This is a genomic window from Pseudarthrobacter sp. 10T415 (genome assembly GCF_056394175.1).
Window position 1 is genome coordinate 35,280 of record NZ_JBFTHJ010000013.1, and the last position, 16,113, is coordinate 51,392.

At 67.0% G+C, this 16,113-nt stretch carries 12 protein-coding genes and 1 tRNA gene; 7 read left to right on the plus strand and 6 right to left on the minus strand.

Translation table 11 applies throughout. From position 1 onward, the window contains the following. The first annotated feature begins 68 nt into the window (after positions 1 to 68). Positions 69 to 3,098, plus strand: a complete 3,030-nt coding sequence (locus tag AC1DBN_RS15770; RefSeq protein ID WP_477723608.1) for an alpha-mannosidase — start codon at positions 69 to 71, stop codon at positions 3,096 to 3,098. A 282-nt stretch (positions 3,099 to 3,380) separates the two neighbouring features. Here the strand turns inward: AC1DBN_RS15770 and AC1DBN_RS15775 are convergent, their stop codons facing one another. Continuing rightward, positions 3,381 to 4,118 carry a hypothetical protein gene (locus tag AC1DBN_RS15775; RefSeq protein WP_314215467.1) on the minus strand — a complete coding sequence of 246 codons (738 nt, stop codon included), beginning with the start codon at positions 4,116 to 4,118 and terminating at the stop codon, positions 3,381 to 3,383. Beyond that, positions 4,115 to 4,852 (minus strand): hypothetical protein, encoded by a 738-nt coding sequence (locus tag AC1DBN_RS15780; RefSeq protein ID WP_314215465.1) that lies wholly within the window; start codon positions 4,850 to 4,852, stop codon positions 4,115 to 4,117. The genes AC1DBN_RS15775 and AC1DBN_RS15780 overlap by 4 nt, the downstream gene beginning before the upstream one ends. 251 nt (positions 4,853 to 5,103) lie before the next feature. Here AC1DBN_RS15780 and AC1DBN_RS15785 point away from each other — a divergent pair, with 251 nt between their 5' ends. Both AC1DBN_RS15785 and AC1DBN_RS15790 read left to right on the plus strand, forming a co-directional pair. Further along, positions 5,104 to 6,765: an ABC-F family ATP-binding cassette domain-containing protein gene (locus AC1DBN_RS15785; RefSeq protein ID WP_477723609.1), complete on the plus strand. Its 1,662-nt coding sequence runs from the start codon at positions 5,104 to 5,106 to the stop codon at positions 6,763 to 6,765. A 2-nt stretch (positions 6,766 to 6,767) separates the two neighbouring features. Further along, the gene (locus AC1DBN_RS15790) at positions 6,768 to 8,681 is read left to right on the plus strand and encodes an ABC transporter ATP-binding protein (protein WP_314215461.1); all 1,914 of its coding nucleotides are present in this window, start codon (positions 6,768 to 6,770) and stop codon (positions 8,679 to 8,681) included. A 25-nt stretch (positions 8,682 to 8,706) separates the two neighbouring features. Here the strand turns inward: AC1DBN_RS15790 and AC1DBN_RS15795 are convergent, their stop codons facing one another. The 3 genes from AC1DBN_RS15795 to AC1DBN_RS15805 form a co-directional block, all read right to left on the minus strand. Further along, a complete protein-coding gene (locus AC1DBN_RS15795) occupies positions 8,707 to 9,186 on the minus strand; it encodes an NUDIX hydrolase (protein WP_314215460.1) in 480 nt (159 codons plus the stop codon). After that, positions 9,183 to 9,677: a DUF6314 family protein gene (locus AC1DBN_RS15800; protein ID WP_091718460.1), complete on the minus strand. Its 495-nt coding sequence runs from the start codon at positions 9,675 to 9,677 to the stop codon at positions 9,183 to 9,185. Before AC1DBN_RS15800 ends, AC1DBN_RS15795 begins: the two co-directional genes overlap by 4 nt. A 1-nt stretch (position 9,678) precedes the next feature. Beyond that, positions 9,679 to 9,751: transfer RNA gene (locus tag AC1DBN_RS15805), tRNA-Arg, on the minus strand. An 83-nt stretch (positions 9,752 to 9,834) separates the two neighbouring features. On the opposite strand from AC1DBN_RS15805, the gene AC1DBN_RS15810 reads away from it, so the two are divergent. Continuing rightward, positions 9,835 to 10,620, plus strand: coding sequence for a DUF998 domain-containing protein (locus tag AC1DBN_RS15810; RefSeq protein WP_314215458.1), 786 nt, complete (start codon positions 9,835 to 9,837; stop codon positions 10,618 to 10,620). Here the strand turns inward: AC1DBN_RS15810 and AC1DBN_RS15815 are convergent. After that, entirely contained in the window at positions 10,580 to 11,215 is a 636-nt protein-coding gene (locus AC1DBN_RS15815) for a hypothetical protein (RefSeq protein ID WP_314215456.1), read from the minus strand. The genes AC1DBN_RS15810 and AC1DBN_RS15815 overlap by 41 nt on opposite strands. Positions 11,216 to 11,247: 32 nt before the next feature. On the opposite strand from AC1DBN_RS15815, the gene AC1DBN_RS15820 reads away from it, so the two are divergent. The 3 genes from AC1DBN_RS15820 (at position 11,248) to AC1DBN_RS15830 (ending at position 16,099) form a co-directional block, all read left to right on the plus strand. Then, positions 11,248 to 12,078, plus strand: a complete 831-nt coding sequence (locus tag AC1DBN_RS15820; protein ID WP_091718466.1) for an inositol monophosphatase family protein — start codon at positions 11,248 to 11,250, stop codon at positions 12,076 to 12,078. 79 nt (positions 12,079 to 12,157) lie between these two features. Beyond that, a complete protein-coding gene (gene pcrA, locus AC1DBN_RS15825) occupies positions 12,158 to 14,677 on the plus strand; it encodes a DNA helicase PcrA (protein ID WP_314215454.1) in 2,520 nt (839 codons plus the stop codon). A gap of 129 nt (positions 14,678 to 14,806) precedes the next feature. Then, on the plus strand, positions 14,807 to 16,099 hold the full coding sequence (locus tag AC1DBN_RS15830) for a glycosyltransferase (RefSeq protein ID WP_477723610.1): 1,293 nt from the start codon (positions 14,807 to 14,809) through the stop codon (positions 16,097 to 16,099). Positions 16,100 to 16,113 lie beyond the last annotated feature (14 nt).

Below are 16,113 nucleotides of genomic sequence, written 5' to 3' on the forward strand. Positions count from 1 at the left end.
AGCGGGTAGATTTGTCCATCGAATGGACACGATGATCCAATTTTTTCAAGCGCTAAAGAGGGCCCACATTGCATGACGACCGCAGGATCACGGAAGTCCGACTCACCAGGTTTGTGCGTGAGCGCATCGACCCTGCGGTCTACAGCCGGACCGTGCCCCTGACCCTGAGCAGCTGGGACGTACCGGATGAGCCGGTACCCGCCCTCGAAGCGATGCGGCAGCAGTTCCTGCCCCTCGAGCACGGGACGGCATGGGGCAAACCGTGGAGCACCAGGTGGCTCCGGCTGCAGGGCGACGTACCCGAGTCGTGGGGCACCGGCCCGGACACCACGGTCGAAGTGGTGGTGGACCTCGGATTCACCGTCCAGACCCCCGGCTTCCAATGCGAGGGAATTGCCTGGCGGCCGGACGGCACCATCATCAAGGCAGTCTCTCCCCGTAACAGGTACATCCCGCTGAAGCTCCTGGGCACCGGCATGGCGGTGGACTTCTACGTGGAGGCAGCGGCCAACCCGGACCTCGCACAGGACTGGACCTTCGCGGCAACTCCCTACGGTGACAAGTCCACTGCCGGAACGGCCCCGCACTACCGGCTGGGAACCATCGCCATCGCCGAACTCAACCAGACCGTCTGGGAACTGCAGCAGGACGTCTGGACACTGTCCGGGCTGATGGAACAGCTGCCCTTGGAACTCCCGCGGCGGCACGAAATACTCCGGGCCCTGGAACGGATGATGGACGTCATGGACCCGGACGATGTTACCGGGACCGCGGCCGCCGGCCGGGAGGCGCTGGCCGGGGTGCTGGCGCAGCCCGCTTACGCTTCTGCCCACCAACTGGTGGCCACCGGCCACGCGCACATCGATTCGGCCTGGCTGTGGCCGGTACGCGAAACCGTCCGCAAGTGTGCCAGGACCTTCTCCAACGTGGTGGCCCTGATGGACGAGAACCCGGACTTCGTCTTTTCGTGTTCGTCCGCCCAGCAGCTCGCCTGGATCAAGGAGTTCTATCCGGAACTGTTCAGCAGGATCCGGGAGAAGGTCCGCGCCGGGCAATTCGTTCCGGTGGGCGGCATGTGGGTGGAGTCTGACACCAACATGCCCGGCGGCGAAGCGATGGCTCGGCAGTTCATTGAGGGCAAATCGTTCTTCCTGTCCGAATTTGGCGTTGAGTGCAGGGAGGCCTGGCTGCCGGACTCATTCGGCTATTCCGCCGCACTGCCGCAGATCGTGAAGTCCGCGGGAAGCCGCTGGTTCCTGACGCAGAAGATCTCCTGGAACCAGACCAACCGGATGCCGCACCACACCTTCAACTGGGAAGGCATCGACGGTACCCGGCTGTTTACGCACTTCCCGCCGGTGGACACCTACAACGCCGAGCTCAGCGGCCGCGAGCTCGCGCACGCGGAACGCAACTACAGGGATCACGGCCGGGGCACCGTGTCCCTGGTACCGTTCGGCTATGGCGACGGCGGCGGGGGACCTACCCGGGAAATGCTCAGTGCCGCCGCCCGCACCGCAGACCTGGAGGGCTCACCCAAGGTTCGGATCGGATCCGCTGAGAGTTTCTTCCGGCAGGCCGAAGAGGAATATGCAGCCTTGCCCGTATGGGTGGGGGAGATGTACCTCGAGCTGCACCGCGGCACCTACACCAGCCAGGCGCGCACGAAGAAGGGCAACCGGCGCAGCGAGCACCTCCTCCGGGAAGCCGAGCTGTGGTGTGCCACTGCTGCCGTCCGCACCGACGCCGCCTTCGAGTACCCGGCAGCTGAGCTGAAGCGGCTGTGGCAGCTGGTCCTGCTGCAGCAGTTCCATGACATCCTTCCGGGCAGCTCCATTGCCTGGGTACACCAGGACGCCGAGCGCAACTACCAGGCCATCGAGGCCGCCCTGGAAGCCATCATCAGCCAGGCCGCCGCGGCAGCGCTGGGAGCAGGGGAGCGGACGTTCCTGCTCAACGCCGCCCCGCATGCCCGGAACGGAGTTCCGGCGCTGGCCGCCGCCGAACCGGCGGGCCAGGCTGGACCGGTCCGGGCCAGCAGCCAGGATGGCGGATACGTCCTGGACAACGGCGTCATCCGGGCTGTCCTGGACGCGGACGGCCTGGTGTCATCCCTGCAGGACTACGCATCAGGCCGCGAAGCCATAGCGCCGGGACAGCGCGGCAACCTGCTGGAACTCCACCGGGACACCCCCAACGAGTGGGACGCCTGGGATATTGATGAGTTCTACCGGCGCAACGTCACCGCCCTGACCGGCGCGGAATCGGTCCGGCTGGAGGAGGGGTCCGATGGCGCCACTGTTGTGGTGGAACGCCTGGCCGGAACCTCGCCTGTTACCCAGCGCATCACCCTCGCCCCGGGCAGCCCGTCCCTGGCCATCACCACATCAGTGGACTGGCAGGAACGGGAGAAACTGCTCAAGCTCGGATTTGCCCTTGATGTCCGCGCCGACCGGTCGGCGTCGGAAACCCAGTTTGGGCATGTCTTCCGGCCTACCCACACAAACACGTCCTGGGAAGCTGCGAAGTTCGAGATCTGCGCGCACCGCTGGATCCACGTGGGGGAGCCCGGCTACGGCGTCGCAGTTTCCAATTCGTCCACCTACGGCCACGACGTCGCCAGGAACATCAGGGAGGCCGACGGCGGCACCACCACCACGGTGCGCCTCTCGCTGTTGCGGGCGCCGAAGTTCCCGGACCCCACGGCCGACCGCGGCCGGCACGAGCTGTCCGTAACCGTCCGGCCCGGTGCTGATATTGGCGCCGCGGTGGAAGAGGGGTACAGGACCAACCTTGCGCCCCGGTTGGTCACGGGTGCCGCGCCGGTTGAGCCGCTGGTCTCGGTGGGCACGCCGGGCCTGGTTGTCGAAGCGGTCAAGCTTGCCGAAGACGGCTCGGGCGACGTCGTGGTCCGCCTGTATGAGTCGCTGGGGCAGCGCACCGCCGGGCGCATCACGGCGAATTTCCCCGTGCGTGACGTTGTGGTGACGGACCTGCTGGAGCGGCCCACCGAGGCTCCCGGGGTGTCCGCGGCTGAGGGTGGCGCGGACCTGCAGCTCCGTCCGTTCCAGTTGGTGACCCTGCGCTTCGTGCGGTAGTACCGGAGGTCATCATCGTCCAGGTCTGGGGGTCCCGCCGAGCCCGCAGACCTGGACGGAAAACCGGGGCGTAGACGCGCCTGCGCTGCTAAAAGGACCGTTAAATAGGCTGAGTGGGGGCGGTCCCCAACGGCCGCCACCACTCATCCCCCCAATGCATGTGAAGGCCCCCGAAGCAGGGCGTCGTCCAAGAATTTATCCCCGTTCAAAAACGCGCCGTGCCTCACCTTCACACATTCATGATTGTTTCATATTCTAATGATTTTGTGAAAGGCAGTTTGGTTACTTTTCGGTAAATGACGTTCCGATGCCGGCCCGCTTGTCCTGCCTTATCCGTGCGGCCCAGATCAGTGCCAGGCCAATAACGAAGCACAGTACGGCCGTGTAGTTGACGATGAACCGCAGCGACCCCAGTCCCGGGGGCACCACCGGGAAGAACAATGTCAGCGCGATGGACAGGCCACCCACCGCCAGGAGTCCGGCTGCAACACGGACCAGGAGGGGCAGGCGGCTTCGCGCCGCGCGGACCATCGCCGGAAAGAGTACGAGTGAAACGAAGGCGGGGTAGGCCCGTCCCGCCGCACCGTAGTACTCCACCAGCACGCCGTTGCGGTGGTCCTTGCCGGAAACTGTCACCAGCCCCGCCGAGGATCCGGCCGTGTCCATCAGGAGGAACACCACCACCACCAGTGCCGAGAGGACAGCCAGCGCCAGCATGCCTGTCCGGCCCGTGATCAGCCGGTATGCATTCGTGGCACCGAAGCCCTTGGTGATGCGGACCCCCACGAAGTAGATGGCGCCGAAGATGACGAACCGCAGCAACAGGTTGGTCAGGTTGATGCCACCCAGCGCCTGGTCGATGGCGACGTAGGGAGCCTCGATGCTGAGCAGGATAGCGAGGGTCATCAGGGCGAAAATATAAAACAGTGACCTGTTCCTGCCGCGCAGGGCGCTGGGGATGCGGGCGATGGCAATCATCGCGCAGATCGCCAAAGTGGTCCATTGAAGGATAGTGATCATCCCAGGTTCTCCCATATTTTTTCCGTCTGTGCCTGGTCCTGCTCCTGTCGGCGCAATACCTTGCCCAATGCCTGCATCCTGTCGCCCACCAAGGCGGTGAGGTCGCCGTCGGACATGCTGTCCAGCGCCTCCTGGCGCGCTCCTGGCGCCCACCCGGCTTCCTCTTCCGTGATCAGGCCGGTGGCTACCAGCCCGCTTGCCGGGTCCACCCCGGCCGCCAACGAGGTGGCCACCGCCAGTTCCGGCGACAACCTGTTGGCTGTCAGCTGGGCGGAGTAATTCTGCGGTGCGATCCCGGTGGCGGCTGACACCCGGTGCCGGACCTCTCCGTCGTCGATCGCATCCACCCAGTTCTTCACCGAGGAGGCATGCGGGACCGGGCTCAGGGGAGCCGGCGCAGCGCCCTGGCGGCCCAAAGGGTCCATGGCCGGACGAGCCAGCGCCGCGCGCAGCAGGTCCGCCGTCGAAATCTGGCTGACCAGCTCACACCGGGTGGGCGGCTGCGGCGGGCCTGCAAGGACGCGATAACTGTCAAAACCCGCAAGGGCGGCCACGGGGTTGATGTTGTACGCGCGGCTGATGCTCACCACCGTGGAGACGGAAACCTTGCCGCGCACCAGTTGCTGGGCGAGCGTGGTCCGCTTGATCCCGGAGACCCGGCAGACGTCTGCCGTGCTGGCATCAGGGGCGATGCCTTGCAGCCAGCGCTGGAACGCCTTGGCGGGAAGGGTCATGAAGTGCTCTCTGCAGGACGGATGGTGAGTCGATTTTACCGTGCCGCGGGACCGCCGATTTTACCCGGGGAGGTGTTTCGACTATGCTTGATGGTCGAGCCCGTTGGTCCGTACACCCCCCAAGTCCGGACCAGCGGGTTCTTTCATGCCCGCGGCCCGGAGCGCCTTTCCCGCGACTGTCCGTACGGCATCGCCGGGCCTGTTCCGGCATGGGACCGGCTGCGCATGCACCCGGGCGAAAGGACGCATCAATGACTGCAACCCTTGTTGCCAAAGACCTCTCCGGCGGCCACGGCCACCGCACGCTTTTCGAAAATCTTTCCTTCACGGTGGCGCCGGGAGACGTGGTGGGCGTAGTGGGCGCCAACGGTGCCGGGAAATCCACTCTGCTGCGCCTCCTCGCCGGCGTCGACCAGCCCCAGGGCGGCTCCGTCAGCCTGGCCCCCGCCGACGCCTTTGTGGGGTGGTTGCCGCAGGAACACGAGCGAGTGTCCGGCGAAACCGTGGAAGCGTACATCGGCCGCCGCACCGGCTGCACCCAGGCCACCGCCGAAATGGAATCCGCCGCAGAAGCCCTGGGCGCCGGAGCTCCCGGCGCGGACGACGCCTACGCCCGCGCCTTCGACCGGTGGATGGCATCGGGCGCCGCAGACCTGGACGAACGCATCCCGCCCGTCCTCTCCGACCTTGGCCTGGCAACGGGCGCCGATGCCCTGATGACAGGGCTGTCCGGTGGCCAGGCCGCCAGGGTTGCCCTTGCCGCGCTGCTGTTGAGCCGGTTCGACGTTGTGCTGCTGGACGAGCCCACCAATGACCTGGACCTTGCCGGGCTGGCCAAACTGGAAGACTTCGTCACCAACCTGCGCGGCGGCGTGGTGCTGGTCAGCCATGACCGCGAGTTCCTGGCCCGCTGCGTCACCACCATTGTGGAACTGGACCTGGCCCAGAACGCCGTAGCGGTCTACGACGGCGGGTACGACGCCTTCCTCGAAGAGCGCGCGGTGGCACGCCGGCACGCCCGCGAGAAATACGACGAATTCGCCGCCACGAAGGCGGACCTGGTGTCCCGCGCCCGTACCCAGCGTGAGTGGAGCTCCCAGGGCGTGCGGAACGCCATGAAGAAGAGCCCGGACAACGACAAGATCCGGCGCGCGGCCAGCACTGAGTCCTCCGAAAAGCAGGCCCAGAAGGTCCGCCAGATGGAGTCCCGCATTGCCAGGCTGGACGTGGTGGAGGAGCCCCGGAAGGAATGGCAGCTCCAGTTCAGCATCGGCCAGGCTCCCCGCTCCAGCGCCGTCGTGGCCACCCTGCGCAACGCCGTGGCACGCCAGGGCAGCTTCACGCTGGGACCGGTCAGCCTCCAACTCAACGGCGGCGAGCGCATCGGGATCACCGGGCCCAACGGTGCCGGGAAGTCCACCCTCCTGCGCCTCCTTTTGGGAACGCAGGCACCGGACGACGGCGACGCCTCCATGGGTGCCACGGTGGCCATCGGAGAGATTGACCAGGCCCGCGGGCTGCTGGACGGCGGCTCGCCGCTGGGCGACGCGGTCGAAGCGGTCCTGCCGGACTGGAACAGCGCAGACGTCCGGACGCTCCTGGCAAAGTTCGGCCTGAAGGCGGACCACACCTCGCGGACCGTGGATTCCCTGTCCCCGGGGGAGCGGACCCGGGCTTCCCTGGCACTGCTCCAGGCGCGCGGCGTGAACCTGCTGGTGTTGGACGAACCGACCAACCACCTCGACCTGCCGGCCATAGAGCAGCTGGAAGAGGCCCTTGAAACCTACGACGGAGCCCTGCTGCTGGTCACCCACGACCGTCGGCTGCTGGAAAACGTCCGGCTCGACTACCGGTGGCACCTCGAAGACGGCACGGTCCGGCAGCTCCACCACACTGCTAGCCAGGAGAAATAACCATGAGCATGGACCGCGTGGCCTGGAGCTCGCTGTACAACATCAGCACCGCGAAGAGTGGCTCCAAGCCGTTCTCCAAGGAAACCCTGAAGCGGGTGCTGGCCTTCGCCGCCCCGCACAAGGGCAAGCTCATCGCCTTCGTGCTCTCTTCCATTGCGGCGGCCTTCCTGGCCGTGGCCACCCCGGTGCTCGCCGGCCAGGTGGTTGACGCCATCATTGCCAAGGCAGCCACCGAAACCGTGATCTGGCTTGCCATGCTGATCGCCATCGTGGCTGTGGGAGAGGCCGGCGTGGGGCTGCTGACCCGCTGGTTGTCGTCGATCATCGGCGAAGGCGTCATCGTGGACCTGCGCACCCGGGTGTTCGACCACGTGCAGCGCATGCCTATTGCCTTTTTCACGCGTACCCGGACGGGAGCGCTGGTCAGCCGGCTCAACAATGACGTCATCGGGGCGCAGTCCGCCTTCGCCGGCACCCTCTCCGGCGTGGTGAGCAACTCCGTGGCCCTGGTCCTGACGCTGGCCGTCATGCTCAATACATCGTGGCTGGTGACAGTGCTCGCCATGGTGCTGCTGCCGATCTTCCTTATCCCGGCCCGGCGCATGGGCTCCAAGCTGGCAGACCTGCGCCGCGAAGCCGCCGCACACAACGCCGCCATGGGCACCCAGATGACGGAGCGGTTCTCCGCGCCGGGTGCCACCCTGGTCAAGCTGTTCGGCCGCCCGGATGAGGAATCCCGCGAGTTCGCTGCCCGCGCAGGCAGGGTCCGCGACATCGGCGTCCGCATGGCGATGCTGCAGTTCACCTTCGTCACGGCCCTGACGCTGGTCTCAGCGCTCGCCTTGGCGCTGGTCTACGGCCTGGGCGGCTGGCTCGCCCTGGGCGGCCAGTTGGCCCCCGGCGACGTGGTGGTCCTGGCGCTGCTCCTGACCCGGCTTTACGCCCCGCTCACGGCGCTGTCCAACGCCCGGGTGGAAGTCATGAGCGCACTGGTCAGCTTTGAACGGGTGTTCGAAATCCTGGACCTGAAGCCGCTCATCCAGCAGAAGCCGGACGCCCGCCCTATTCCGGCCGGGCCGGTGTCAGTCGAGTTCGACGACGTCCGGTTCGCCTACCCGTCGGCGGACAAAGTCTCCCTGGCCTCCCTCGAGGAAGTCTCCACCCTGGACACCCGCGGCGGCGAGGAAGTGCTGCACGGTGTCAGCTTCCGGGTTGAGCCGGGCCAGACGGTGGCTCTGGTGGGTTCATCCGGCGCCGGCAAGTCCACCATCGCCCAGCTGCTGTCGCGGCTGTACGACGTCGACTCGGGCGCGGTGCGGCTGGGTGGCAACACGCCGGGAACCGGGATGGACGTCCGGGACGCCACGTTTGATTCCCTGCGGGACACGATGGGAATGGTCACCCAGGACGGCCACCTGTTCCACGAGACCATCGCCTCCAACCTTCGGCTTGCGCGCCCGGACGCCACGGATGATGACATGTGGGATGTCCTGCGGCAGGCACGCCTGGAGACGATGATCAGGTCGCTGCCGGACGGACTCGAAACCGTGGTGGGGGAACGCGGCTACAGGCTTTCCGGCGGTGAACGCCAGCGGCTGACCATCGCCCGGCTCCTGATCGCCCAGCCCCGGGTGGTCATCCTGGACGAGGCGACGGCGGCTCTGGACTCCACGAACGAAGCCGCGGTGCAGGCAGCCCTTGGCGCCGCCCTTGAGGGGCGTACCGCCGTCGTGATTGCGCACCGGCTGTCCACCGTCCGCGCGGCCGACGCCATCCTGGTGGTGGAGGGCGGCCACATCGTGGAACGCGGGACGCACACCGAGCTCCTGGCCGCAGAGGGCCGCTACGCGGAGCTCTACCGGACGCAGTTCGCCGAGGCCACGGCCGTCGCAGCAGAAGCCGTCCCCGAGGCCTAGCAGCCTTTCCGCGGCCTGTGGGGCGTCAGGGGCCGGGCGGGGTGGCGTCGGGCGCGGCCAGCGCGGGCAGGATGTGGTCCGTCAGCAGCGGTGCGAGGTCGCCGGGAAGGGTAGCGCCGGCACCCAGCCCGGAAGCGTCCGAACCAGCGGCTTCCGAAACGGCTCCGTCCCGGCCGGCAAGGTCCAGCCAGCGGATCTCCGCAATCTCGGCCGACGGATGGGCCTGCCACGTCCCGGGCGCCATGAACACCGTGGCCTCAATATCCGTGTCGGCTTCGTTGGCGGCATCGGCAATCCATACCCCCATCAGCCGGAGCTGGCGTGGCTCGATGACGATGCCCACTTCCTCCTCCAGCTCGCGGGCCGCCGCCTGCACGGCCGTCTCGCCGGGTTCCGGTTTGCCGCCAGGGTGCATGAACATGGTGGTGCCGCGTTTACGGACGGTGAGGAGGCGGCCGGCATCGTCAAAAACGCAGACGGCGGACACCACGATCCGGTGCTTCATGAGTCCCCATCCCGGGTCAGGTGCGTGGTGAGGAGCAGGTCCTTGTGCGGCCCGGCCACGTCCCAGCTGTAGCTGAACCGGTGCGGGCCCTCGAACGTGTAAGCCACGCGGTAGGTATCGGGATCGCACCAGTGGTTATCCAGGTTGGCCTCCGGGGCGAAGCTCATGCGGTGGAATGGCCGCCCGTCCGGGAAGAAGACGTCCAGGGCGTCCGGCCGGCCGCTGGGCCTGAGCAGGTAGTCGCGGGTGGCGGGGCCGGTGAAGGTGGGCCAGCGCATGGTGCCTTCCTCGCGAAGGTGCAGGCCGGCGTCGGGCGCTGGCGTGAAAAGTACGACGCCGGAAAAGGTTCCGCGGGTGCCGGCCGCCCGGTCCAGCAGGTCCCGTTCGACGGTCCAACGGCCGGGGCTACCCGCATCAGCTGTCCCGTCCGGTGCGCCGGCGGGGCCGAGCAGGTAGGCGCGAAGGTCAAACGCCGGGGACTCGAAATTCAAGTGCCCTCGATTGGAATCGAACCAACGACACCGGCTTTAGGAGAGCCGTGCTCTATCCACTGAGCTACGAGGGCAGGCATCCTGGGGATCGGCGGCGCCGGTCCGGACGGACACGCATACCAGCATACAAGGTACGGAGCCGTACTACGCTCAAGGCATGAGTCCTGCCCCGTCGGCCGCTCCCGCTGCCACCCTCATACCGGACACAGCATCCACCCGGCAGTACATCGGCGCGTGGTCCGTCCTGAGCGTTCTCCAGTACTTTGCGGCGGAGGCCGCCGTGGTCATGGCCTGGGCCGGTCCGCGCCCCTATGACCTGCGCACCGGCTACATCAGCGACCTTGGCGCGCTCAACTGCGGTATCTACGACGGCCGCCAGGTGTGTTCGCCGTTGAACTGGCTGATGAACGCCTCGTTCGTGGTGCAGGGGCTGGGGCTGCTGTTGGGCGCGGTGCTGCTGACGTCCGGGCTGTTGTGCGTCGCGGCCCGTCCCGGTGCCCGGGTTGAGCCGGGCCGGCGCCGGCCATGGTTCGCGGCCGCCGCGGTGCGGGTGCTGACGGGAGCGGCAGGGGCGGGAACCGTGCTGGTGGGGCTCGTCCCTGAGGACGCCGGCTCCGGCTGGCATTTCGTCGGTGCCGTTACCTACTTCCTCACCGGCGCGGCGGCGCTGCTGGTGCTGGGCTTCCTCTGGCTGCGGAAGGCACGCATGGCCTGGTTCCTCCTGGCCTGCGGGGCCGTCTCCCTGGCGGCGCTGGCAACCGGCGGCCTGACCGGCATGGACGTTCCGGAGCCCGGGACGCTGGAACGGCTCATGGGCTATCCGGTCACGGTAGGCATGGCAACGGCGGGAATCGTCATTGCACGGCGTGTGCACAGGCATCGGAAAAACCTGCGGGCCGGGCTCAGCCGGCCGTCGCGGCCTTCCGCTTCCGCGTCCCGATAACCACCGCGGCCGCCCCGGCTAGGAGGCTCAAAACCAGCAGCACCCACCCGGCCACCGTGAGGCCGGACGCGAGGGCCACCTGGCCGGCGTCGGGAGCATCCGGTCCCATCAGCGCGTCAATCGCCACGTTGGCCCACAGCCGGACCACGACGAACAGCATGGGGAGGGCCCACAGCACCCAGCGCAGGGACTTCTTGGCCACATTGGTGCCGATGAGCAGCAGCCAGGTGAACCCGAAGATCAGCGGGAACAGGATGCCGGCGGTCTTGTGGACGTAGTTGAGCTGGCCGCGCGCGTCGTCATTCATGGCGCCGCGCAGATCCTCGATGTAGGCAGGATCGAAGCCGCCCACCAGGGAGTCCGGCATGGGCTTGCCGACAGAGAGCTGGGTGAGCTGGTCCATGGTCAGCAGGTGCAGGTACCAGAACAGGAACAGGCTGGCCACCACGCCCGCGATCAGGATGAGGTTGCTGTTGTTCTGTGCTTTCTCTGGAGTGCGCGCGGTGGTGGGGTTCACCACCGGTGGGAGATGGTGCTGCGGCACGGCAGCCTTTGCACCGTGCTTCTTGATCCGCTGGGCAGGGGTTTTGGCCATGGCTCCATTATTCCGCCCCATAGACTGAAGCCATGACCATTGGCCGACACAGCGCAGCTGTACTTGACCCTGCACTGGACGACTACCAGCTGGCGGCGGCGCTGGTCCGCGAAGCCGGTCAACTGGCGCTCCTCATGCGGATGGCAGGACTGCAGTCCCAGCAGAAGACTTCCGTTTCCGACGTCGTGACGGCCGCGGACCACGCTGCGGAGGAATACGTCCTCTCACAGCTGCAGAGGTGCCGGCCCGAGGACGGCATCCTGGGCGAAGAAGGCGCCTCCGTGCAGGGGACCAGCGGCCGCACCTGGGTGATCGACCCCGTGGACGGCACCTACAACTTCCTGCATGGCTCCACGTACTGGTGCTCGGCCATTGCGCTCAAGGATGAGCATGACGTCCAGCTGGGGGCCATCTTCCAGCCTGAGGAGGACAAGTTGTGGCTGGGCGGCAGCAGCCGGCAGGCCACGTTGAATGGCGACACCATCACCGTCTACAGCGACAACCACGGGGAACGCAACGCCACCGCGGCCGCCCAACTGGGTGCCGCCACCTACATCCACCCCACCTGGCTGATGGACCCGCTCTGCGCCATGCCCTGGCACGCAGCGGCGACCTCCGCCGCGGCGCTGCGCATGCTCGGATCCGGCTCCTGCGATCTGGGCAGGGTGGCCGACGGGCAGCTCGGCTGCTGGTTCCAGCACAGCTGCCCCGAATGGGACTGGCTGCCCGGCAAAGCGATTGTCCGCGCCGCCGGCGGCGCCGTGGACACCGTGCAGGTCAACGGCCTGGAGTGGTTCATGGCCGGGGGCACGACGGCGGTGCGCGAGTTGCGTGCCGCGCTCGAATCAGGCTCGGTGGCCTAAGCCGTTCCGGGCTCTCAGGGGCACGTCATCCACAGGCCGGGAGTGGGTGTCGGTCCCACCGCCTAGACTTGTAGGCACCATGGATATGTTGTTTGACCCGTACTCTGACGGACCGTTCAAGGCCGCCCCCGCATCTGCCACCCATACCAGGACCCGTTCCGACGGCGTGGCCACCGCGGCCGGGCCGGGAGGTTCGGCGTCCGGTGGCCATGCCGCAGGCGGGCACGCGGAGCAGCACCAGTCCGGGCAGCACCACGGCAGGCGCCTGGATCCCGCCAAGCTGACGGAAGGCCTGAACCCCCAGCAGGAGGAAGCGGTCAAGCACGCCGGAACGGCACTGCTGATCGTGGCCGGCGCGGGTTCGGGCAAGACCCGTGTGCTCAGTAACCGGATCGCCTACCTCATCGCCACCGGGCGCGCCCACCACGGTGAAATCCTGGCGATCACCTTCACCAACAAGGCCGCCGCGGAAATGCGGGAACGCATCGAAGCGCTGGTGGGCGGCCGCGCCAAGATCATGTGGATCTCCACGTTCCACTCCTCGTGCGTCCGCATCCTCCGCCAGGAGGCCGCCAACGTGGGCCTGAAATCCAACTTCTCCATCTACGATGCCGCGGACTCGCTGCGCCTGGTCACCCAGGTGTCCAAAGCCCTGGACCTGGACCCCAAGAAGTTTGCGCCTAAAGCCATCCAGCACAAGATCTCCGCGCTGAAGAACGAGCTCATCGACGCCGATTCCTACGCCTCGGACGCCAACTACAACGACCCGTTCGAGCAGGCCGTCGCCGAGGTCTACAAGGGGTACACCCAGCGGCTGCGCCAGGCCAACGCCATGGACTTTGACGACCTCATCGCCGAGACCGTTTACATGTTCCGGGCCTTCCCGGCGCTCGCGGAGTCCTACCGGCGGCGGTTCCGCCACGTCCTGGTGGACGAATACCAGGACACGAACCACGCCCAGTACGCACTGGTCCGCGAAATCGTGGGGGAGGGCCCGGGGGCCTCGGAACTGACAGTGGTGGGCGACTCGGACCAGTCCATTTACGCCTTCCGCGGGGCGGACATCCGCAACATCGTGGAGTTCGAGAAGGACTACCCCGAGGCCCGCACCATTAAGCTGGAGCAGAACTACCGCTCCACGCAAAACATCCTCAGCGCTGCCAACTCGGTGATCTCCCGCAACCCCAACCGCCCCGAAAAGCGGCTGTGGACGGCCGAGGGCGAAGGCCACAAGATCATCGGCTACGTGGGCGAAAACGAACACGACGAAGCCCAGTTCATCGCCAAGGAAATCGACCGGCTCCAGGACGAGGACAACCTCCGCCCCGGTGACGTTGCCATTTTCTACCGCACCAATGCCCAGTCCCGCTCCATTGAGGATGTCCTGGTGCGCGTCGGGTTGCCGTACAAGGTGGTGGGCGGCACCCGCTTCTACGAGCGCAAGGAGATCAAGGACGCCCTCGCCTACCTGCGCGTCCTGGTCAACCCGGACGACGACGTCAACCTCCGGCGGGTGCTCAACGAACCAAAGCGCGGCATCGGCGACCGCGCCGAAGGGGCAGTGGCGGCGCTCGCCAGCCGTGAGCGGATTTCCTTCATGGCCGCTGCCCGCCGCGCCGAGCAGGCGCCCGCCATGGCCACCCGCTCCGTCAACGCCGTCCTGGGCTTCGTGAAGCTCCTGGATGATCTCGCCGAGGTAGCGGCTGGCTCCGGTGCTGCCGCTGCCCTCGAAGCAGTCCTGGAACAGACCGGCTACCTCGCGGGCCTGCGTTCCAGCACCGACCCCCAGGACGAGTCCAGGGTGGAGAACCTCGCCGAACTCGTGGCCGTGGTCCGCGAGTACGAACAGGAGAACCCTGAAGGATCGTTGGGGGCATTCCTGGAGCAGGTGTCGCTGGTGGCTGATGCGGACCAGATTCCGGATGCACCGGGGGCGGATATTGATGCAGCAGTGGCCGAGGCCAAGCGGCTGGGCGTGGTCACGCTGATGACCCTGCACACCGCCAAGGGCCTTGAATTCCCCGTGGTGTTCCTGACCGGAATGGAGCACGGCCTGTTCCCGCACCAGCGGTCCGCTACGGATCCGAAGGAACTGGCCGAAGAACGCCGGCTGGCCTATGTGGGACTGACCCGGGCCCGCAAACGCCTCTACGTCACACGCTCCGAAGTCCGCAGCATGTGGGGCCAGAGCCAGTACAACCCGGCCAGCCAGTTCCTCGAAGAAATCCCTGCGGAGCTGCTGGAGTGGAAGCGCGAGGGAACCAGCCGGCAGGCTGCCTGGGGCGGGGGATCGATCAGTTCCGGCCGGTACAGCGGCTCGTTCTGGGGTGCGGGCACTTCCCGCGGCGCCGCCGCCGATCCTTCGGCAGGCTTCAACGCCGACGTTCCCGCGGCCATCGCCCGGAACAGGGTCCAGCCGCAGAAGGAAATCATCGCCGTCAACGTGGGAGACAAGGTCAACCACACCAGCTTCGGCAATGGAACCGTCCTGGCGCTTGAGGGCGCCGGCGACAAGACCGTGGCGAAGGTGAAGTTCGACGTCGGCGAGAAACGCCTGCTGCTGCGCTACGCTCCGCTGACCAAGGTCGAGGTCCAGTAGCAGTAGCCCGGACCGTGTCCGCCGCCGGCGCAGGCGGCCGGAAGAGTAGCGCGGCCCTTGCCGCCGCCGTGCCGCAGGGCTACAGTTCAGGAAATTTCTGACGCCGAGCCCGGAGCATCGGAGCGGACCATGCGGATTCTTTTCGCCAGCCAGGCCATTGACGGGCACTTCAACCCGATGACCGGCGTCGCTGTCCGGCTGCGGGAGCGCGGCCATGACGTGCGGTGGTACACCGGCCCGGTCTTCGGACCGAAACTCGAAGGGCTCGGGATCCCGCTCCTGCCATTCGAGCGAGCCATCGAACACCGGGCAGACAACCTGTTGGAGCTGTATCCCGAACGGGCGCAGCTCAAGGGGCCCAGGGCCATTGGTTTTGACGGCGAAAAGATCTTCGCGAGCAACGTCAGCCATTTCTTCGAGGACATCCGCGGGTTTGCAGGCGAATTTCCCTTTGATGCGGCAGTGGTGGACAGCACCATGTTCATCCACCGGATGCTCTCCCGGCTGCTGGGCAAACCCGTGGTGAACTTCGTGGTGTTGCCCAACATGGAGAGCGATCCGCTGGTGCCGCCGCTGTTCTTCGGGTTCATGCCGCCCCGAAATCCTGCGGGGAAAGCCCTGCAGGCCGCTGCCGGGATCCTGTCCGACCATGTCATCCTGCGCCCCGCCGGCCAGAGCTACCGGCGGCAGCACGCCGCCTACGGGTTGGCGGTGCCCCGCCGCGGCCGCCTCATCGACGAGCCGTACCGATGCTCCGACGCCGTCATCCAGACCGGCCCCGAGGCCCTCGACTTTCCCCGGCGCCACGCCAACCCCAAAGTCCACTATGTGGGAGCCCTGCTCCCGCACCGGGTCCGGAATGTTGCGTCCTCCGGGCCGGACGACGAGTGGCCGTGCTACCCAGCCACAATCCTGGTGACGCAGGGAACGGTGGACAACGCCGACCATGGAAAGCTCATCATTCCCGCACTGGAGGCCGTCAAGGCTATGGATGCCCTGGTGGTGGTGGCCACCGGCGGCCGCGGCACAGAGGAACTCCGTGCCCGCTACCCGCAGGCAAACGTCGTGGTCCGCGACTATGTGGACTTCGCCAAGGTCCTGGAATTCACGGACGTGTTTATCAGCAACGGCGGTTTTGGCGGCGTCCAGCTCAGCCTCTCCAAAGGCGTGCCCCTGGTGGTCTCTGGAATCAACGAAGGCAAGAGCGATGTCAACGCCCGCGTTGAGTACGCCGGTGTGGGCATCAACCTCAAAACAGAGCATCCCAGTCCGGCCGCCATCGCCCGCGCGGTGGCCGCCGTCCTCAGCGAACCCCGCTGGAAGGCCCGTGCCCGGCACATGCGGGACCAGTTCGTTGACTCCGACCCCGCAGCGGCCGCGGCCGATGTCGTGGAAGGTGTGCTCCCGCCGTCGTCCGCCTGATTCCGCCATGGAGC